The organism is Streptomyces sp. NPDC033178 (assembly GCF_055577685.1).
On record NZ_JBVIPT010000003.1, the window covers coordinates 99,718 to 119,673 of the forward strand.

Sequence of the window (19,956 nt, forward strand, 5' to 3'; positions counted from 1 at the left end):
GGTCCGGCGGATCATGCCGCAGTCGCGGGGTCCGGCAGCGCCCCGAAGGGGCGCGGGGAACTGCGCGACCAGCCACGGGCGGACCCGCGGTCGAAGCACTGGCCTTCCGGCGGAGCGTTCAGGGGCGCCCGCGCCCCTGCGCTGCCCCGCACCACCACCGCGGCAGCGGCCCGCACCCGTGCGGACGGCCCCGCATGCACGCGCCATCACCCGGTGTGAAGCTGACGGGTGTGACGACCACCGACACCGCCGAGTCGCCGTCCGAGGCTCAGGCGGCTCCCGCGCAGCCGCCCGTGCTGGACAAGCGCCGCCGCAACGTCGTCTTCGTGACGATCATGCTCGGCATGCTGCTGGCCGCGCTGGACCAGACGATCGTGGGCACGGCCCTGCCGACGATCGTGTCGGACCTCGGCGGTGCGGAGCACATGTCGTGGGTGGTCACCAGCTATCTGCTGGCGGAGACCGTCGCGACGGTGCTGGTCGGCAAGTTCGGTGACCTGTTCGGCCGCAAGGTGGTCTTCCAGGCGTCGGCGATCATCTTCATCACCGGCTCGTTCCTGTGCGGCCTCGCCTCGAACATGACGCTGCTGATCGTCTGGCGGGGCATGCAGGGCATCGGCGCGGGCGGTCTGATGGTCACCGCGATGGCCCTGATCGCCGATGTGATCCCGCTGCGCGAGCGCGGCAAGTACCAGGGCGCCATCGGTGCCGTCTTCGGTGTCGCCACCGTCATCGGCCCCCTGCTCGGCGGCCTCTTCACCGACCACCTCACCTGGCGCTGGTGCTTCTACGTCAACGTCCCGATCGCGATCCTCGTCGTCGTGGCCGCGGCCCGCACGATCCCGGTGGTGAAGTCGGCCTCCCGCCCGGTCATCGACTACCTGGGCATCGCCTTCGTGGCCGTCGGCGCCAGCGCCCTGATCCTGGCGACGAGCTGGGGCGGCAACGAGTACGCCTGGGGCTCGCCGGTCATCATCGGCCTCTTCGCGGGCGGCGTCGTCGCCCTCGCGGCCTTCTGCTGGGCGGAGACACGCGCGGACCAACCGATGCTGCCGATGCGGCTGTTCGGCAACCCCGTCTTCACGGTCTGCTCGATCCTCAGCTTCATCGTCGGCTTCGCGATGCTCGGCGCGATGACGTTCCTGCCGACGTTCCTGCAGTACGTGGACGGCGACTCGGCCACGATCTCCGGCGTCCGTACCCTGCCCATGGTCATCGGGCTGCTCATCGCGTCGGTGTTCAGCGGCAACGTCGTCAGCAAGACCGGCCACTACCGCGTCTTCCCCATCGTCGGGTCCCTGGTCATGGGCATCGGCCTGTTCCTGCTCTCCCTGATGGGCCCCGGCACCAACACCTGGCTCGCGTCGTTCTACATGTTCGTCCTGGGCACCGGGATCGGTCTGTGCATGCAGGTGCTCACCATCGCCGTGCAGAACACCGTCGAGTACACCGACCTGGGCACCGCGACGTCCGGGGTGACCTTCTTCCGTACGCTGGGCAGTTCGTTCGGCACCGCGGTGTTCGGCACGATCTACACGAACACGCTGAAGCCCCAGCTCACGGACGGTGTCGCGGAGGCGGCCCGGACGAGCGGGACCGACCCCGCGACCCTCATGAAGGCCGCGACCAGTCCCGAGGGGCTGCACGGACTGCCGTCGGCGACCGCCGCGCCCATCGTGGAGGCGTACGCCGACACGCTCCAGTCCGTCTTCCTGTGGACCGTGCCGGTGACGCTGATCGGTTTCGTGGTCGCGCTGTTCCTCAAGCAGGTGCAGCTGCGCGACAGCGCCCGGATGGGGTCCACGGACCTGGGCGAGGGCTTCGCGACCCCCACCTCGGCCGACAACCAGCGGCGTCTGGAGGCCGTGGTCGGAAAGATCATCGGCGGTACGAGTCCTGACGACATGCGCCGGCTCGTCACCGAGTCCGACACCCGTCTCGACATCGCGGGCGCCTGGGCCGTGATGCAGGTCGAGCTGTTCAACCGGATGGTCGGCCACGCGAGCCTCGGCCTGATCGCCGCCCGCCGCCGCATGCCCCCGGAGGTCCTGGTCCCGGTCTTCCAGCGCATGGTCGAGGAGGGCTACCTCACGCGCCACGGCACCCTCTTCACCCACACCGAGGCGGGTGACCGCGAGGCCCACGTCATCGGCGAGGCATTGTCCACCGCGCTCGCCGCACGCGTCGAACAGGACGTCGGCCGCCCCTCCGGCGCGGAACTCCGCGCCGCCGTCGACACCATCGCCAAGCGTCTCCTGGTCGAGGACCTGACCCACGACGTCCTGACGGAGAACCGCCCCAAGTCCGTGGCGGCGGCCACGCAGGAGACCTGACGAGCACGACGCCCGAGCGGCCCTACCCTTCCCCGAAGCCCAGCCGGGCCAGCACCGACGCCACATCCGGTTCGGCTCGTACCCGCTCCGGGAGGGATGGGCGCTGTACGACCACGACCGGCAGTCCCAGTTCCCGGGCGGCCGTCAGTTTGGCCGAGGTGGCCGAGCCGCCGCTGTCCTTGGTGACCAGGACGTCGATGCGGTGGTCGCGCAGGAGGGCCGTCTCGGACTCCACCGTGAACGGGCCGCGCGCCAGCAGGACGTCCGTGTGGCGCGGCATCGGCGGCTCGGGGGGTTCCACCGAGCGTACGAGGTAGTGCAGTTCGGGTTCCCGGGTGAAGGCCGCGAGGCCAAGGCGGCCCGTCGTGAGGAAGACGCGCCGGCCCAGGGGCGGGAGCAGGGCGGCGGCTTCGGCGAGGGACGCCGCCGGGTGCCAGCGGTCGCCGGGGACGGGGGCCCAGCCCGGGCGGCGCAGGACGACGGCCGGGACTCCGGTGGCCGCCGCGGCCCGTGCCGCGTTCTCGGTGATGCCCGTCGCGAAGGGGTGCGTGGCGTCGACGACTGCGTTCACGTCCTCGGCGCGCAGCCACTCCGCCAGCCCCTCCGCCCCGCCGAACCCCCCGATGCGTACCTCCCCTTCCAGGGCCCCCGGCCGGGACACGCGGCCCGCGAGCGACGTGGTCACGCGCACGCCGGGGCGGGCCGCGAGCGACGCGGCCAGTTCACGCGCCTCGGTGGTCCCGCCGAGGACCAGGACATGCGGGGACATGGCATCGAGCGTACGGGGCCGGGCTCCTTCGCCGGCCCGGCGGTCCGGCGCGGTCTGACGGTCCGGCGGTCCGCCGGTCTGCCGGTCCGGCGTCCCTGTCGGGCGCGGTCAGCCCAGGGCCCGGTCGAGGTTGAAGGCCGCGCTGATCAGGGAGAGATGGGTGAAGGCCTGCGGGAAGTTGCCCTGCTGTTCGCCGGTGTGGCTGATCTCCTCGGCGTACAGGCCGAGGTGGTTGGCGTAGGTGAGCATCTTCTCGAAGGCCAGCCGCGCCTCGTCGAGCCGTCCGGCCCGGGTCAGGGCCTCGACGTACCAGAAGGAGCAGATCGAGAAGGTGCCCTCCTCGCCGCGCAGGCCGTCGGGGCTCGCGTTCGGGTCGTAGCGGTAGACCAGCGAGTCGGAGACCAGGTCCTCGGTGAGCGCGTCGAGGGTGGAGAGCCACTTCGGGTCGGTGGGTGAGATGAACTTGGCCAGGGGCATCATCAGCACCGCGGCGTCCAGGACGTCGTCGTCCTCGTGCTGGACGAACGCCTGGCGCGCCGGTGACCAGCAGCGTTTCATGATCCGCCGGTAGATCGTGTCGCGGGCGTCGCGCCAGCGCACGATGTCCGCGGGCAGGCCCCTGCGGGTGGCCAGCCTGATGGCCCGCTCGATCGCCACCCAGCACATGAGCCGGGAGTAGAGGAAGTTCTTGCGGCCGCCTCGGGTCTCCCAGACGCCCTCGTCGGGCTGGTCCCAGTGCTCGCAGACCCAGTCGACCAGTCCGCAGATGTCGTCCCACTGGTCGCTGGAGATCGGCTGGGCCCACTTGTCGTAGAGGTAGACCGAGTCGATGAGCGCCCCGTAGATGTCGAGCTGGAGCTGGTCGGAGGCCGCGTTGCCGACCCGGACGGGGGCGGAACCCTGGTACCCCTCCAGGTGGGGGAGCTCCCGCTCGGGCAGGTCGGTGCGGCCGTCGATGCCGTACATGATCTGCAGTGGGCCCCCGGGGTGGCCGTCGCCCGGGGTGATGTACTTGGCCGCGAAGGCCATGAAGGACTCGGCCTCGGTGGTGAAGCCCAGCCTCAGCAGCGCGTACACGCAGAAGGCGGCGTCGCGCACCCACACGTACCGGTAGTCCCAGTTGCGCTCGCCGCCGAGCTGTTCGGGCAGGCTGGTCGTGGCCGCGGCCACGATCGCGCCGGTCGGAGCGTAGGTGAGCAGCTTGAGTGTCAGCGCGGAGCGGTGCACCATCTCCCGCCACCGGCCGCGGTACTGGGAGGCGGTCAGCCAGTGCCGCCAGAAGGCCACCGTGGCGGCGAACAGGTCCTCGGCCTCGGCGCGCGGGCAGCGGCGGGGCGCGATGTCGCCGCTGACCTGGTCGAGGGCGAACACCGCGGACTCGCCCTCCTGCAGCTTGAAGTCCACTCGCGCGTCGAGTCCGTCGCATTCGAGCGGCTCCGTCGCGGTCAGCGCGAGGGCCAGGTCCGCCGACTCGAAGATCACCATGTCGTCGTGCAGCCGTGCGGTGTGCGGCCGGGCTCCGTACTCGAACCGGGGGGCCACGCGCGCGCGGAACGGGATCGAGCCGCGTACGCACAGCACGCGGCGGATCAGCCGGTGCCGGTCCGCCTCGGTCTTGTCGCCGTCCACCGGCATGAAGTCCTGGATCTCGCCGACCCCGTCCTCGGTGAAGAACCGGGTGACCAGGACGTTGGTGTCGGGGAAGTAGAACTGCTTGGTCCGGGCCGGCACGGCGGCCGCCAGCTCGAAGGAGCCGCCCCGGTCGGCGTCGAGGATGGAGGCGAAGACGCTGGGGGCGTCGAAGGACGGACAGCAGTACCAGTCGATCGTGCCGTTCGTGCCCACCAGGGCCACGCTGCGCAGATCGCCGATCAGGCCGTGCTCGGCGATCGGCAGATAGCGGGCGGATGCCGGTGGATCCTGGTGACCGGACGCCTCGGACATGGCCGCAGTCTCCCTGCCCCGGGAACACACTGTTGACGCTTTCCAGCGTAGACGCTCCGCTGGATCCGCGGTTCGTTTGGCGCAAGCCGGTGGGGGCCGGTCGCGCCCCGCGGCGAAGCCGCAGATTGATACAGCCCCACGCCCCTTACGGGGCTCGGGGACGCGGCATCAGCGCAGCAGCAGCTGCGCTCCGCCCACCACCGTCGCCGCGATCACCAGCTGTTCGAACAGCCGCTGATTGATCTTGTTGACGGCCCACTTCCCGATGAACGCCCCCGGTACGACGAAGGCGGCGAGGGCCGCGTCCAGCAGCAGCGAGTTGCCGTCGATCAGGCCGAGGCCGACGCTGAAGGGGACCTTGGAGACGTTGACGATCAGGAAGAAGAAGGCGGAGGTCCCCAGGAAGCCGAGCTTCCGGAAGCCCGCGGACAACAGGTACATCGACATCACCGGGCCGCCCGCGTTGGCGACCATCGTGGTGAAGCCGCCCAGCACTCCGTACGAACGGGCCTTGATGCGGCCGGTCCGCGTGGCCAGGGAGTCGGGTTCCTCCTCCGCCTCGGCCTTGCGGCGGCGCCAGACGGTGACCCCGGCCATGAGCAGCAGGATCGCGCCGATCGACGTCCGTACGACCTGGTCGTCGGCCCACATCAGGAACACCGTGCCGACGACGACTCCCGCGGCGACCGCCGGGAACAGTTTCCACAGCGTCGGCCAGTGTGCGTGCCGTCGGTAGGTGAGCACGGCGAGCACGTCGCCGACGATGAGAATGGGGAGCAGCACTCCGGTCGACGCCCGGGCGGGCAGGACGGCCGCGAAGATGGCGAGGCTGACCGTGTTGGCGCCGCTGACAGCTGTCTTGGAGAAGCCGACGAGCAGGGCCGCGGCAGCGAGTGCGGCGAACTCCCACAGGGATATGTGCCAGAGCGTCATCGTGTTCATGCGGGGACCGATGCTATGCCCACGTATCCGGTCGCGTCAGGACCGTCTCGACAGGTGGCCCCTGCCTCCGGCGCGGTCACGCGTTATGGACCGCTCCCCCTCCCCCTGGGAAGATCACCCCGACCCTTCGCCGACGCCGATGGAGGACCCATGGCCGACTCCCGCGAGCACACCCTCAGGGGCACCCGGGGCACGATCACCGCACGCGAGTGGCCACGGGAGCGGCCGCGGTACGTGGCGTTGCTGGTGCACGGCTACGGGGAGCACATCGGCCGGTACGAGTACGTGGCCGACGTACTGCACGGGCACGGCGCGGCCGTGTTCGGCCCCGACCACATGGGGCACGGGAGGTCGGCCGGCGAGCGCGTGCTGGTCGGGGACTTCGAGGACGTGGTGAGCGACGTCCACGCGGTGGAGCGGCTGGCCCGGGCCGCCCATCCGGGTGTGCCGGTCGTACTGATCGGCCACTCCATGGGAGGCCTGATCGCCGCGCGACACGCCCAGCGGTACGGGGACGGCCTGGCCGCGCTCGTCCTCTCCGGGCCGGTCATCGGCAGCTGGGACCTGCTGCACAAGCTGCTCGCGCTCGATCCACTGCCCGACATCCCGATCGACCCGACGACGCTCTCGCGCGACCCGTCGGTCGGTGAGGCGTACGCGGCGGATCCGCTGGTCTGGCACGGGCCGTTCAAGCGCCCCACCCTGGAGGCGTTCGTACGCACTCTGGAGACCATCGCCAAGAGCGGTGACGTGGGGGCGCTGCCGCTGCTGTGGCTGCACGGGGACGACGACCGGATCGTGCCGCTGCCCGCCAGCCGCTCGGGCATCGAGGAACTGCGCGGCGCCGACTGGACCGAGCGTGTGTACGCGGGCGCGCAGCACGAGGTGTTCAACGAGACGAACAAGGACACGGTCCTCGCGGACGTGACCGCCTTCGTGGACCGGGTCCTCGCGAACTGAGGGCGGACGGGCCCCGCGGCCGCGGAATCGGGTGTTTTCGGTGATCCGCCCTGGGCACCCGGCCCCCCATGGAGTGGTTGCGGCGAGCGGCCTGCGCGGAGGAGGACCCGGAACTGTTCTTCCCCGTGGGTACGGTCGGCCCCGCCCGGCGGGACATCGCCGCCGCCAAGCGCGTCTGCGCCCGTTGTCCGGTCGCCGGCCAGTGCCTCGCGTGGGCGCTCTCCACCGGACAGACCTCCGGTGTGTGGGGTGGCACGGGCGAGGAGGAGCGCGCCGCGCTGCTCCGCACGGTTCGCCGTCAACAAGCGTCGCAGGAATCGCGAACCTCGCAAACGTCGCAAACGTCAAGGAGAAACGCACCATGACCGTGGTGAAGAGCACCCTGTCCGAGTCTGCTCGTCAGGTCGTCGGGGAGGCCCTGCAGGGCACTCTGGTGGATCTGCTCGGGCTCTCGCTCATCGGCAAGCAGGCCCACTGGAACATCGTGGGCCCGCGGTTCCGCTCGATCCATCTGCAGCTCGACGAGGTCGTCGACACGGCCCGTACGTACGCCGACACCGTGGCCGAGCGCGCGGCGACGCTCGGTGTGCCGCCCGACGGCCGGCCCGAGACGGTCGCGACGACGGCCGCCCCGCAGGGCCCGAAGGAGGGCTGGGTCCAGGACACCGAGGTCGTCGGCGTGCTCGTCGACGCGCTGGAGACGACCATAGGGCTGCTGCGGGAGCGGATCACCGCGACGGCCGAGCCCGACCCCGTCACCCAGGACCTGCTCATCGGTCTGACGGCGGAGCTGGAGAAGCACCGCTGGATGTTCCAGGCCGAGGACTGGCCGCGGCGCGCCTGAGGTCCGCGGGCGTGCGCGGCGTCGCGAGAAGCGCACGCAGGCCACGTAGTCAGGACAAGCGCACGACCGAAAGGGGTACGTCATGACCGACGCCCTCGAACTCGACGCGCTGTGGGACGAGTTCCACCGCGCGGTGAACATGACCTCGCAGGAGCTGGCCGCGTGGCTGCGGGTGAGCGACGCCTCCGAGGAGACGGAACCGCTGCCGGAGCACGCGGGTTCGCCCACCGGCCAGCATGTGCTGGCCATCCTCCAGAAGCGCCGCACCGACCTCACCGACGACGACCTCGACGTGATGTACGAGGTCGTGGACGCCGTCACGGCCGAGACGGACGCCGGGAGCGAACCGTTGGCCGGTCCGGGGGACGAGGAGACACAGCGTCGGCATCGGCTGATGGCGTTGGGCCACGACCCGCTCAAACCGCCTTCCTAGAACGGCGGACTCCCTCTCGCGGGGCCCCTCGCAGGGCCCGGCAAAGGCATTCGAAGATCCGGTGACCGGTGGCACACTGCTCGCACACATCGATGAGCAGAGGAGCGCCGCATGCCGGGGACAGAGCCTTCCGCGCACCGGATCGACACCAGCAGGCCGCATCCCGCACGGGTGTACGACTGGCTCATCGGGGGCAAGGACAACTACCCGGTCGACGAGCAACTGGGCCTTCAAATGCTGGCGTTGGAGCCGCACGCCAGGCACTCCGCGCTCAACAACCGCTGGTTCATGCACCGTGCCACGCGGTGGCTGGTCCAGGAGGCGGGCATCCGTCAGTTCCTCGACATCGGTGCGGGTATACCGACGGAGCCCAACCTCCACCAGATAGCGCAGGCCGCGGCGCCCGACGCGCGGATCGTGTACGTCGACAACGACCCCATCGTGCTGGCCCATGCCGCGGCGCTGCTGCACGGCACTCCCGAGGGCGCCACGGAGTACATCCAGGCGGATGTGCGCGACACGGGCAAGATCCTGGAACAGGCGAGGGCCGTCCTCGACTTCGACCGGCCCATCGCGCTGTCGCTGGTCGCGCTGCTGCACTTCGTCGCCGACGAGGACGGGGCGTACGACCTGGTGGGCAGTCTGGTCGAGGCGCTGCCGCCCGGCAGCTGTGTCGTGCTGTCGATGATCACCGGGGACTACGATCCGGAGAACATGGACCGGGCCGTGCGGTCGTACGCGGCGGGCGGCGTCACGCTCGTGGCCCGTTCGCACGCCGAAGTGACCCGCTTCTTCACGGGACTCGAACTGGTCGAACCGGGGGTCGTCCCCCTGCCGGAATGGCATCCGGAACTCGCGGCGGGCGAGCGGCTCGGGGGCGAGGCGCCGGTGCCGCTGTACGCGGGTGTGGGGTTCAAGACATCCTGAGGAACTCCCCCGTGCCGGGGCCACGCCCGCTCATCGCAGCAGCCACCCTCCGTCCACGCTCAGGTTGACGCCGTTGACCGCTTCGTTGCGCAGCAGGAAGTCCACCGCGTCCACGACGTCCCGCATGCGCGCGAGCCGTCCCGTGGGCGTCTGAGCTCGGTAGTTCTCCAGCACCTCCGGGGGCTTGCCCGCCCAGAAGGGGCTGTCGCCGACGATGCCCGGGTGGACGGCGTTGACGCGGATCGGGGCCAGTTCGCTCGCGAGGGTACGCACCAGGCCCGTGACGCCCGCGTTCACCGTGGCGACGGTCGTGGCGCCCGGGTAGGGCCGTTCCTTGGCCTGCCCGCCGAAGATCACCACGGCGCTCTGCTCGGTCATCCGGGGCAGCAGCGTGTGCACGACCTCGGTGTAGCCCACGAGCTTGAGCGTGACGAGGTGCAGCGCGGCGTCGATGTCGTACTCGGTGACCGTGTTCTGGTCGCGCGAAATGCCTGCGAGGACAAGGTGATCCACCCTGCCGACGTCGGCCAGCGCGGCCGCGATCTCCCTGGGCCGGGACAGGTCCAGGGCCAGCCCGCGCGCGCCGGTCTCCTTGGCGGCCGTGTCGGCGCGGTGGGCGTCGCGGCCGGTGAGTACGACCTCGTCGCCGCGTTCCGCGCGGGTGCGGGCGAACTCGCGGCCGATGCCGGCCGTACCGCCGATGACGACAACACTGCTCATGGCCTCTCCCCTGGCATGTCGCGGCTCGCGGACTTCCCCTCCGGTGCCTGGGTGGCTCACGGCTTCTTCTCCCCTTCCTCTCCACCCAGCACGTCGCGCAGGTGGTCCCAGTCGCGGGCGAACCGGTAGGAGTGGCGCGACGGCGGCTGCGGTGCCTGTGTCTCCAGCCAACGCACCGGTCCCGTACCTGCGTTGGTGAAGCTGTGCACGCAACCGGCGCCCGCCCAGGCGGCGTCGCCCACGCCGAGCCGGTACTGCTCGCCGTCGAAGGCGGCGTCCACCGTTCCCTCGACGATCAGATACGTCTCCTCGAAGGGGTGGTCGTGCGCGCCCGCGACGCCGTCGGCCGCGTACTGCACCATGAACATCGTCGAGGCCACCGCGCCCAGGTCGGCGTCCACCATCATCTTCACGGTGATCCCGCTGTAGACGAGCAACGCGGTGCGCATGCCGGCCGACACGGAGAGCAGGTCCTGGGACTGCTTGCCCGGGTCCATCTGGGCCGCCTCGAAGTGGCCGAAGGATCGGGTGCGCGGGTCGCGGACGTCGATCCGGACCGACTCGCGGACCGGCAGCGCGGGCACCGCCCGGGTGTCGTGTCCGTAGCGTGCCCTCGGCACCGGTGCGAGCATGTCCGCCCAGCGTACGGCGGTGTCCCCGGCCCCGCGCCAGGCGTGCGGCACGCCCGTCGGCAGCAGTCCGTAGTCGCCTTCTTCGAGGAGGTACGAGCCCTCGGGCGTATCGAGGATCACCGTCCCTGAGAGCAGGTGGAAGGACTCCTCGTACGAGTGGACGTGGGCCCCGATCGCCCCGTCCGGCGTCAGTTCGCACACGCCGAAACCCGTGTGTACGGAGCCGTCCTCCTCGCCGACCACGGTCCGCCGGGTGAATCCCGTGCTCGTGTACGGCAGTTGGGGCGGGGCGGCGAAGGTGGCGTCCGCCTCCCGCCGGATCACGTGGTGCGTCATGCCTGCTGCTTCCCACGTGCCTCGGCCGCTGTCACGAGGCGGTCGCGGGACTCCTCGACCAGGCGCCGTGCCCGCCCGACGTCGGCGAGCAGCCTGCCGTCGCGCTTGCGGACCACGCCGTCCACGATGACGGTCTCCACGTTGGACACGTCCGCGCTCAGCGTCACGGCTGCCACCGGGTCGATGAGCGGCGCGACGTTGAGCGCGGTCGCGTCGATCGCGACGACGTCGGCGCGCTTGCCGGGGGTCAGTGAACCGGTGCGGTGCTCAAGTCCCGCGACATGCGCGCCGTTGACCGTCGCGATCTCCAGCATCTGACGTGCCGTCAACATCGTTTCGGGTACGGGGATGTCGGCCTGCCAGCACTCGGCGTTCACCCGTGCCCGCTCGGCGCCGAAGGCCGCGCGGATCTGGGTGAACATGTCGCCGGGGACGGTGGTGACCACGTCGATGCTCAGGGACGGCCGCAGCCCGTGTTCGATGGCCTTCATCACGGGCGGCCAGCCGTGCCCCATCTGGGTTTCCACCTGCGGTGCGATGGAGACCGTGCCGCCGCTGTCGGCGACCATCCGCCACTCCTCCCCGCTGAAGTAGCAGCAGTGCACATAGGTGGTGTCGGAGCCGAGCAGCCCGAGCTCGTGCAACTGCTTGACCATTCCGAAGCGGCCGGCGAGCCGGCCCATGCCGACGTGCACGGTGATGGGGATGCCCAGCTCTCGGGCAAGCCGCCATTCGGCCTCGACGACGTCGTTGATGCAGAAGCCGGGGCCCCGGGTGGCGAGTCCCATGGTCAACAGACCGTCGTCAGAGGCGAAGTGACGCTCCCTCACCCGTCGTACGTCGTCCCCGGGGATCGCGATCTTGCTCTCGTACCAGTAGTCGGCGAGGGAGGTGTTGGCGCTGCCGTACGCGTACTGGGCGCGGATACCGGTCTCGCCGAGTGCCTGGACCGCGGCGTCCGGGTGCTCGGGCGTGTTGTTGATGTGCGACCAGTCGACGAGGGTGGTGATGCCCGCGTTCAGACACTCCAGTGAGCCGGCCAGGTTGCCCGCGTACACGTCCTCGGGTGTGTAGACGGGCGCGAAGGTGTCGAGGACCTCCACGAAGTAGTCGTCGAGGGTGGCGTTGGGCGCGCAGCCGCGGATGGGCGCCTCCCAGGTGTGGCGGTGGGTGTCGACGAAGCCGGGCACGAGGATGCGGCCCGTCATGTCGAGCACCTCGGCGTCCGCGCTGATGTCGCGGTCGACCGCCACGATCTTCCCGTCCTCGATCAGGACGTCACCGCCGGGCAGGTCCCCGATGTCGGGGTCCATCGAGATCACGTGGCCCGAGCGCAGGAGCATCCGATTCGTCATCGCCCTACTCGCCTCTCTCCTTGCCGAGTTCAGTACGCGGTGAGGTCGCGGACCTTGGTCACGACCTTGTCGACGGTGGGGATCACCTGCTCTTCGAGCGCGTCCGCGAAGGGCAGGGGCACGCATTCGGCGGCGACCCGGCGCACGGGCGCGTCGAGGAGGCCGAATCCCTCGTCGGCGACGACCGACACGAGTGTGCCGCCCCAGCCGCCCTGGTACGGGTTCTCCTCGACGGTCACGAGCCGCGAGGTCCTCGCGAGGGAGCCGAGCACGGTCCGGGTGTCGAGCGGCACCAGACAGCGCAGGTCGATCACCTCCGCCTCGATGCCCTCCTCGGCCAGCCGTTCGGCGGCGGTGAGCGCGACCGGCACCATCGAGGCGAGGGCCACGAGCGTGACGTCGGCGCCCTCGCGCACGACGGCCGCGCGTCCCAGCTCGACCACGTGGTCCGGCGGCGCGGGCGCCCCCTTGGCCGCGAGGAGTCCCTTGTGCTCGAAGAAGACCACGGGGTCGTCGCTGCGGATGGCTGCCGCCATCATGCCGACCACGTCCGCGGGGGTGGCCGGTGCCGCGATCTTCAGCCCGGGGACGGTCAGTGCCCAGTTCTCGGTGGCCTGCGAGTGCTGCGCGCCGAAGCCGAGCCCACCGCCGTTGGCCGTACGCACCACGAGCGGCACGGTGACCTGACCGCCCGTCATGTACCGAACCTTGGGTATCTCGTTGGCGAGGTAGTCCCAGCAACAGGCGAGGAAGTCGGAGAACATGATCTCGGCGACGGGTCGCATGCCGGTCATCGCGGCGCCCATCGCCGCCCCGACAATGGCCTGTTCGGAGATCGGCGTGTCCCACACCCGCCCGGACCCGAACTCCTCGTACAGCCCGGCGGTCGTCTTGAACACCCCACCCGCCGCGCCGATGTCCTCGCCCAGGCACACCACCGTCGGATCGCGCCGCATCTCCCGCGCGATGCCCTCGGCGACCGCCTGCCGGTAGGTGATCACGTCCGCCACGCCGCACCTCCGTCGGCCCATACGTCGGTCAGCGCCTCCCGGGGATCGGGCGCGGGCGCGCGCTTGGCGTCCTCAACTGCCGCCTGTACGAGGCCGGTTGCGCGCTCGTCGGCCTCGGTGACCGTCTCGGCGGGCACCCCGAGTTCGGCGAGGCGGCCGCGTGCCACGTCCAGCGGGTCGTGCTTGAGCCAGCGCTCGACCTCCTCCGCCGGGCGGTACGTCGCCGGGTCGGCGCGGCTGTGGCCGAAGTGCCGGTAGGTCTGCGCCTCCAGCAGGCTGGGCCCGTCTCCTGCCCGGGCCCGACCCGCGAGGCGGGTCACCGCCTCCTGGACGGCGACCACGTCGTTGCCGTCGACGATCTCGCCGGGGATGCCGTAGGCGGGCGCCCGGTCGGCCGCGGGGTTGGCGACCGCGGTCACGTCGGCGATCGGGGTGTATTCCATGTAGAGGTTGTTCTCGCAGACGAACAGGACGGGCAGTTTCCACACGGCGGCGAGGTTGAGCGCCTCGTGGAACGCGCCGATGTTGGTCGCGCCGTCACCGAAGAAGGCCACGGCGATCTGTTCGGTGCCGCGCAGCCGGGCCGACCAGGCGGCGCCGACCGCCATCGGGAGATGAGCGCCGACGATCGCGTACGAACCGAGCATGTTCCTCGACGCCTTGGTCAGGTGCATCGAGCCGCCCTTGGCCCCGCACAGGCCGGTGGCGCGGCTCATGAGTTCGGCGAGGCACTCCTCGGGGGTCGCGCCGCGGGCCAGCGCGTGGTGGTGGCCGCGGTAGGTGGCGAAGACGTAGTCGTCGTCACGCAGGGCCGCGCTCGCGCCGACGGCGATGGCCTCGTGTCCGGCGGCGAGGTGGGTGGTTCCCTTGACGAGGCCGGACATGAACAGGTCGTGGGCGGCCTTCTCCGTACGCCGGATGACGGCCATCTGCTCGTACAGCGCGAGGAGTTGGGCCGCGTCCGGTTCTGCGGACTCCCGCTGCGGGGCTTCCGGCCCGGAGGCGTCCGGGTGAGGGGCGTGCGTCATCGTTCCCCCCTGCCCTCGCGGGTGTTGAGGTGGGACTGGGACTCGCGCCGGGTGTCGAGTTCGCCGCCGACGGTCCAGTACTTGCGGCCCGCGACGAGGAGTTCCTCGGCGGGGAACTTGGTGATCACCTCGCACCCGTCGGCCGTGACGACGAGCTCCTCCTCGATACGCGCCGCCGACCAGCCGTCGGCCGCCGGCCAGTAGGTCTCAAGGGCGAACACCATGCCCTCTTCGAGGACTTCGGGATGGTCGAGCGAGACGAGGCGGCTGAAGATCGGCTTCTCCCAGATGGACAGGCCCACCCCGTGCCCGTACTGGAGCGCGAAGGCGGCCGTCTCGTCCGGGAAGCCGAACTCCTCGGCGCGCGGCCAGACTTGGACGATGTCGGCGGTCGTGGCACCGGGCCTGACGAGGGAGATGGCCTCGTCCATGTAGGCGCGGCAGCGGATGTACGCGTCACGCTGGGCGGGCGAGGCGCTGCCGACGGCGAACGTGCGGTAGTAGCAGGTGCGGTAGCCGAGGTGGCTGTGCAGGATGTCGAAGAAGGCGGGGTCGCCGGGGCGGATCAGCCGGTCGCTGTAGACGTGCGGATGCGGTGAACAGCGCTCGCCCGAGATGGCGTTGACGCCTTCGACGTACTCGCTGCCGAGGTCGTAGAGGACCTTGCTGACGAGTCCGACGCACTCGTTCTCGCGTACGCCCGGCCGCAGATGGGCGTACAGCTCCTCGTAGGCGGCGTCGACCATCGAGCAGGCCTGGGTGAGCAGGGAGATCTCGTCGGGTGTCTTGACGCGGCGGGCCTCCAGGAAGACCTGCTGGCCGTCGACGACGTCGATACCCTGTTCCTTGAGGGCGTGCAGGACGGGCATCTCGGCGAGGTCGACGCCCAACGGCTCGCCCGCCAGGCCGTGTTCGCGCAGTTCCGCCGCCACCTTCGCCGCGACGTCCGCGCCGATGCCGGCGTCCGGGTGGAAGGCGCCGCGGAGGGTGGAGATGCCGGCGCGGGCGCCGGTGGGCGGGCTGCCTTCCTTGCCGTCGCCGTAGTCGAGCCAGGGGTTGTAGAGCTGGTGGTGGCGGGCGGCGGAGCCGAAGTCCCAGACGATCGGTTCGCCGCCGCGGACGAGCAGCGCGAAGCGGATCAGTTTGTCCATCGCCCAGGTGCCGATGTGGGTGGACGACATGTAGCGGATGTTGGCGAAGTCGAAGCTGAGCAGCGCTCCCAGTTCGGAGCGGTTCAGTGCCTCGTGGAGCCGGGCCAGCCGCTGCGCGCGCAGCCGGTCGAGGTCGATGCGCTGTTCCCAGTCGACGGCGTTCGGTCCGAATGTGCGGATTGCCATGACGACCACCACCCTCATCCGGAGTGAACGACCGTCCGGGGAAAGTGTCAATCCATACTGAACACGAACCAGACGCCGACCGCCGGTTCGCTGCCGTCGTTGCGGTAGCGGTGTGGGGTCGTCGACTCGAAGCAGACCGCGTCGCCGGGCCGGATCACGTGCTCCTCGAAACCGAGCGTGAGGACGAGTTCGCCGGAGGTCAGATAGCCGTACTCCGTGCCGGGGTGCCGCATCAGGCCTCCCGCGCTGGAGGAGGTCCCGCCGGGCCGGTAGGTCACGCGCAGGAAGTCGACGTCCGCTCCCGGAACATGGCCGAGACGTTCCCAGATCACTCCCGAATCCAGCTCAAGCACCTCTCGCTCACCGCTTCCGACCAGCGGACCGATCCTGCGGCCGGGGTCGGCGGCGAAGGCGGCGAGGGCGTGCAGCACGGTGTCGGGCGGCGCGCCCACGACCGCCGTCGCCGGGGTTCGGACCCTCTCCCCCTCCGCGTCGAAGAGCGACTCGACCGGGATGGAGAGGGCGGTGGTGATCGCGTACAGGGTGCTCACCGAGGGCTGGCTCTTGCCGGTCTCGATCTGGGAGATCAGGCTCGCGGAGACCCCGATCTCCCGGGCGAGGCCGCGCAGGCTCATCCCCCGCGCCGTACGCGCCTGCCGGATGCGCGCGCCGACGGGCGGCACGACCACAGGGGACACGGACGGCTCCTCTCGCAGATGCGTTCACGCTCATTGAACAGCGTCGCCGGAGGAATCGGGAGCGTTGCTCTAAAACGTCGTACTCCGACTACGCCACGACACCGTCCATGGACCTGGCGCAGATCAGCCGAAGCCGCGCACGGCCGCGCGTGAACGCGCCCTCGGCGGCCTTGACCGAGATCTGGTGGATGCGGGCGAATTCCAGCGTGGAGATTCCATGGGCGCGGGCGAGCACGACCTGCCGCTCCCGGCCCCTCAGAAGGTGCACCTGGCGGAGCAGCCAGCGCCCGAAGTCCCTGTCGCACACGCCCTCGTCCGGGGTCTCGGGCGTACGGACATCGGCGGTGCGGGGCAACAGCCGCCTGCTCCGCTCCTGTTCGCGATGGGTGTCGACACAGAGGCGCAGGGCCACCGTGGTCAGAAAGGGGCCGATCCGCTCCCGATCCAGATCGCCGCAGGCGGCCGCCCTCAGCATCGTCTCCTGTACGCAGTCCTCCGCGTCCTGCGCGTTCGGAAGCCGTCGGCGGACAAGCCCCATCAGCCGCTCCCGGTGGCCGGCGATCACCTCCCAGGACAACGCCCTTCGTAATTCCTCCTGGGATGCGTGGAGTTCCGGGTCGTCGATCCCGGACACGCCTGAAGTCTCCGCCCAATTCCCGTGAACCATGCCCCCGGTCTGTCCGAGCGGGGAGAGCGAAAAACCAGGGGCCTTCGCCTTTCATTCGTCCGCATGAAGAACGGACGATCACATTCCGATGTCTCGGGAGCCGTGCTCCGGTTCTTCGACGAGGAGCGCGAAATCGGTGATGACAGGGGCGAGTTGACCGCTCAGCCACAGCGGAAGCTGGTCCCGCCGGTGCGGGTCCCCGGGGATGCCGCGTGCACCCAGCGGCACGGCCCAGAGGCTGTTCTCGCGGTCGGCGAGGTCCCAGACGTACCGGGCGGACGGTCCTCGTGAGCTGAGGTCGGTCACGCCGGGCGTGCTCGACGTGGCGAGCACACAGTCGTGGTCCCCGCCGAGGCCGGGCCACTCCTCGCCCTCGGTGTCGGGGAGTATCCGGCAGGGTGCGAGCCGGTGCAGTTCGCCCCAGGTGACGGGCTCCGAACGCGCCGTCTCCTCCAGAGCCGTCCGGACGACCGCCGCGCTGTCCAGCCCCGGGAGGAGCTCGGTGGCCAGCAGGTTCTCCAGCGCGTAGGCGACCTTCGCGGTGAGGTTCAGCCAGGGCTCGAACACCGCGGGATACGGCAGGGGCGGCACGGCGAGGCTCTTCAACTCGGGGGCGGCCGCGACCCGTTGCGCGACCGCGGAGCGCAACCGGGCGTAGTCCGCGGCGGCGGTGCTGTCGGCGTCCATGTGCCGGTTCCAGGCCAGCAGTCGCGCCCTCAGCCGCTCCGCCTCGGGGCCGACTCCGTCGAGCTGTGCCACTCGCTCCAACAGGGGTGCGGCTGAGGCGAGTCGGGTGTCCATGTGGATGGCCGCCATGTCGTGGGGCTCCCACTGCCGTGACGCGCGCAGCAGAGCGTCGATACGGTCGGCGCGGTAGGGCGGGGCGAACTCCGTGCCCAACGGCGCAGCGAGGCCACGCTCGTTGGCCATCACCGCGATGCCGTCCACCTCGGCGCGGGGCGTGTCATGGCGGCCCTGCCATTCGTGCCCGCCCCGCCAGGCGGGCACGATCCGCAGCCCGTTCTCCCGATGACGTACGGGCACGTATCCGGCCACACGGTGCAGCAGCCCGCCGGACGTGTCCGCGGCGTGCACGACGTTCACCGGCTCGATCCAGCGGTCGAGCGCCCTGTCCACGTCCGCGACCGTACGGGCCCGGAGGAGGGCCGGGAGCACGTCGAACCCCAGGTCCTCGGTGACGCGGGGCGGATAGCGGAGACTGATGCCTTCGGAGGGCGCGGTGGGTCCCGAGTCGCCCCCGGTCCCCTCGGCGGGTCCGTCGATGACGACCGGCCCGCGCTCCGTCTCGATCACGTCGATCTCGACCGGGTCGCCGCCCGCGACCTGGATGGTCTCCCGGTGACGGGCGGCCGGCCGCCACCCCTCGGGCCCCAGCGCCTCGATACCGTCGCCCGATGTGCGCAGCCGCTCCCGGTAGAGATCGTGGTAGTCGGACATGGCGTTGGTGATGGCCCAGGCCACGGTCCCGGTGTGGCCGAAGTGCGCGATGCCGGGCACCCCGGGAACAGCGAAGCCGACGACGTCGTACTCCGGGCACGAGAGGTGTATCTGCTGGTAGAAGCCCGGGTCCTGGATGAAGCGGTGGGGGTCGCCCGCGATGAGCGCGGATCCGGACGCCGTGCGGTCGCCCGCGACCATCCAGCCGTTGGAGCCCGAGGCGCCCGGGCCGTCCGAGGCGAAGAGTTCGAGTGCCTCGTCGCCGAGCCGGTGCGCGACCTCCTCGCGCCACAGCTTGGTCGGGAATCCGGCGAAGAGGATGTGGTGGGCGAGCCAGACGCCGAGGGGCGTCCACTTCTGCCAGGTTCCCGGGGCCAGTCCCGTGGCCGCGAACTCCGGCGCGTCGGCCGCTCCCCGCTCAATGCCGGCGTTCACCCCGTCGACGTACGCCGACACCCAGGCCGCCGTCTCCTCCTCCAGCGTTTCGAAGCAGCGCCGGGCCGTGTCGTCGAGCCGGGCCCGGCGGACGAAACGGTCCCAGGGGACGGCGCCCGCCCCGAGGAAGGAGGCCGTGGTGCCCTGCGAGCGATGCCTTTCGGCCTCGATCTGCCAGGCCCGGTCGTGCGCCGCGTTCCGCCCCTGGGCGAAGGCCAGTCGCAGCGGATCGGAGGCACGGAGATGCGGGATGCCCCAGGCGTCCCGGTACGTACTGCTCGCCATGATCCTCGCTCCTCGAACTCCTGGTAACTCGGCCGAACCGGCCACCTGACGATCCACCCCTCATCAAGTTAGCTTAGGCTAAGCTAACTTCCCTCAATCGGGCTCGGCACTCACGCCATCAGGGAGGAGTCCGCCCATGGGCTTGCCGGTCATCAACTCCTATCCCATGCCCGACCGTTCCGCGGTGCCCCCGTCGGGCCCGCCCTGGACGATCGATCCGGCACGGGCCGCGTTGTTGATCCACGACATGCAGAACCACTTCGTCCAGGCCTTCCCGCCTGACTGCTCGCCCGTCGTGGAGTTGCTCGACAACAGCGCCACCCTGCGCGAGCTCGCGGGGACACTCGGCATGCCGGTGGTGTTCAGCGCCGAGCCGGCCGCCCAACGCCCGGGCCAGCGAGGGCTGATGACCGACATCTGGGGCCCCGGCATCGGTCAGGAGCCTGGCGACGACGCGGCGATCGTCGCGGAACTCACGCCCAGGGTGGGGGAACACCTGCTGGTCAACGTCCGCCACAACGCCTTTCTCCGCAGTCATCTGGGCCGGCTGCTGCGCTCCGAGGGGCGCGACCAGCTGATCCTCTGCGGGGTGCAGGCACATCTCGGAATACTGCTGACAGCCGCGGACGCCTTCATGAACGACATCCAGCCGTTCGTCGTGGCCGACGCGGTGGCCGACTTCTCCGCCGAGGACCACTCCATGGCGCTGCGCTGGATCGGACGCACCAGCGTCGTGTGCACCACCGACCAGCTGATCCGCCAGCTCCTGCACGGCAGGGCGGCACAGAGCATGTGATGCCCTCGCCCCGACTTCACTCTCGCCTTCGCCTTCGCCGAAGCGGG

General features: G+C 70.6%; 19 protein-coding genes. 7 read left to right on the forward strand and 12 right to left on the reverse strand.

Going from position 1 to position 19,956, the window contains the following annotated elements; genetic code table 11:
- The first annotated feature begins 230 nt into the window (after positions 1–230).
- The gene (locus tag ACZ5VQ_RS07795; protein ID WP_469104141.1) at positions 231–2,333 is read left to right on the forward strand and encodes an MDR family MFS transporter; all 2,103 of its coding nucleotides are present in this window, start codon (positions 231–233) and stop codon (positions 2,331–2,333) included.
- A 22-nt stretch (positions 2,334–2,355) separates the two neighbouring features.
- Here the strand turns inward: ACZ5VQ_RS07795 and ACZ5VQ_RS07800 are convergent, their stop codons facing one another.
- From ACZ5VQ_RS07800 to ACZ5VQ_RS07810, 3 genes are all read right to left on the reverse strand, one after another.
- Positions 2,356–3,102 carry a cobalt-precorrin-6A reductase gene (locus ACZ5VQ_RS07800; protein WP_469104142.1) on the reverse strand — a complete coding sequence of 249 codons (747 nt, stop codon included), beginning with the start codon at positions 3,100–3,102 and terminating at the stop codon, positions 2,356–2,358.
- A 108-nt stretch (positions 3,103–3,210) separates the two neighbouring features.
- A complete protein-coding gene (locus ACZ5VQ_RS07805) occupies positions 3,211–5,046 on the reverse strand; it encodes a glycoside hydrolase family 15 protein (protein ID WP_469104143.1) in 1,836 nt (611 codons plus the stop codon).
- 168 nt (positions 5,047–5,214) lie between these two features.
- Positions 5,215–5,988: a sulfite exporter TauE/SafE family protein gene (locus ACZ5VQ_RS07810; RefSeq protein WP_362072804.1), complete on the reverse strand. Its 774-nt coding sequence runs from the start codon at positions 5,986–5,988 to the stop codon at positions 5,215–5,217.
- Between the two features lie 150 nt (positions 5,989–6,138).
- On the opposite strand from ACZ5VQ_RS07810, the gene ACZ5VQ_RS07815 reads away from it, so the two are divergent.
- The 5 genes from ACZ5VQ_RS07815 (at position 6,139) to ACZ5VQ_RS07835 (ending at position 9,152) form a co-directional block, all read left to right on the forward strand.
- Positions 6,139–6,948 (forward strand): alpha/beta hydrolase, encoded by an 810-nt coding sequence (locus ACZ5VQ_RS07815; RefSeq protein ID WP_469104144.1) that lies wholly within the window; start codon positions 6,139–6,141, stop codon positions 6,946–6,948.
- A gap of 68 nt (positions 6,949–7,016) precedes the next feature.
- Entirely contained in the window at positions 7,017–7,313 is a 297-nt protein-coding gene (locus tag ACZ5VQ_RS07820; protein WP_469104145.1) for a WhiB family transcriptional regulator, read from the forward strand.
- On the forward strand, positions 7,310–7,792 hold the full coding sequence (locus ACZ5VQ_RS07825; RefSeq protein ID WP_362072813.1) for a Dps family protein: 483 nt from the start codon (positions 7,310–7,312) through the stop codon (positions 7,790–7,792). Before ACZ5VQ_RS07820 ends, ACZ5VQ_RS07825 begins: the two co-directional genes overlap by 4 nt.
- 82 nt (positions 7,793–7,874) lie before the next feature.
- Complete coding sequence (locus ACZ5VQ_RS07830) at positions 7,875–8,225, forward strand: DUF3140 domain-containing protein (RefSeq protein WP_469104146.1); 351 nt, start codon at positions 7,875–7,877, stop codon at positions 8,223–8,225.
- A gap of 111 nt (positions 8,226–8,336) precedes the next feature.
- The gene (locus ACZ5VQ_RS07835) at positions 8,337–9,152 is read left to right on the forward strand and encodes an SAM-dependent methyltransferase (RefSeq protein ID WP_469104147.1); all 816 of its coding nucleotides are present in this window, start codon (positions 8,337–8,339) and stop codon (positions 9,150–9,152) included.
- Positions 9,153–9,182: 30 nt separating this feature from the next.
- Here ACZ5VQ_RS07835 and ACZ5VQ_RS07840 read toward each other — a convergent pair whose 3' ends face one another.
- The 9 genes from ACZ5VQ_RS07840 to ACZ5VQ_RS07880 form a co-directional block, all read right to left on the reverse strand.
- Positions 9,183–9,872, reverse strand: coding sequence for an SDR family NAD(P)-dependent oxidoreductase (locus tag ACZ5VQ_RS07840; protein WP_469104148.1), 690 nt, complete (start codon positions 9,870–9,872; stop codon positions 9,183–9,185).
- A gap of 56 nt (positions 9,873–9,928) precedes the next feature.
- Complete coding sequence (locus ACZ5VQ_RS07845) at positions 9,929–10,840, reverse strand: cupin domain-containing protein (protein ID WP_469104149.1); 912 nt, start codon at positions 10,838–10,840, stop codon at positions 9,929–9,931.
- On the reverse strand, positions 10,837–12,195 hold the full coding sequence (locus ACZ5VQ_RS07850; RefSeq protein WP_469104150.1) for an amidohydrolase family protein: 1,359 nt from the start codon (positions 12,193–12,195) through the stop codon (positions 10,837–10,839). Before ACZ5VQ_RS07850 ends, ACZ5VQ_RS07845 begins: the two co-directional genes overlap by 4 nt.
- A 29-nt stretch (positions 12,196–12,224) precedes the next feature.
- Positions 12,225–13,205, reverse strand: coding sequence for an alpha-ketoacid dehydrogenase subunit beta (locus ACZ5VQ_RS07855; protein ID WP_469104151.1), 981 nt, complete (start codon positions 13,203–13,205; stop codon positions 12,225–12,227).
- On the reverse strand, positions 13,193–14,134 hold the full coding sequence (locus tag ACZ5VQ_RS07860; protein WP_362073233.1) for a thiamine pyrophosphate-dependent dehydrogenase E1 component subunit alpha: 942 nt from the start codon (positions 14,132–14,134) through the stop codon (positions 13,193–13,195). Before ACZ5VQ_RS07860 ends, ACZ5VQ_RS07855 begins: the two co-directional genes overlap by 13 nt.
- A gap of 95 nt (positions 14,135–14,229) precedes the next feature.
- Entirely contained in the window at positions 14,230–15,570 is a 1,341-nt protein-coding gene (locus ACZ5VQ_RS07865) for a M24 family metallopeptidase (RefSeq protein ID WP_469104152.1), read from the reverse strand.
- A gap of 47 nt (positions 15,571–15,617) precedes the next feature.
- On the reverse strand, positions 15,618–16,268 hold the full coding sequence (locus tag ACZ5VQ_RS07870) for a helix-turn-helix domain-containing protein (protein ID WP_469104153.1): 651 nt from the start codon (positions 16,266–16,268) through the stop codon (positions 15,618–15,620).
- A gap of 88 nt (positions 16,269–16,356) precedes the next feature.
- On the reverse strand, positions 16,357–16,902 hold the full coding sequence (locus ACZ5VQ_RS07875) for an RNA polymerase sigma factor (protein WP_469104154.1): 546 nt from the start codon (positions 16,900–16,902) through the stop codon (positions 16,357–16,359).
- A gap of 111 nt (positions 16,903–17,013) precedes the next feature.
- Positions 17,014–19,113 (reverse strand): penicillin acylase family protein, encoded by a 2,100-nt coding sequence (locus ACZ5VQ_RS07880; RefSeq protein ID WP_469104155.1) that lies wholly within the window; start codon positions 19,111–19,113, stop codon positions 17,014–17,016.
- A 136-nt stretch (positions 19,114–19,249) separates the two neighbouring features.
- Here ACZ5VQ_RS07880 and ACZ5VQ_RS07885 point away from each other — a divergent pair, with 136 nt between their 5' ends.
- Entirely contained in the window at positions 19,250–19,909 is a 660-nt protein-coding gene (locus tag ACZ5VQ_RS07885) for an isochorismatase family protein (protein WP_469104156.1), read from the forward strand.
- Positions 19,910–19,956: the final 47 nt, after the last annotated feature.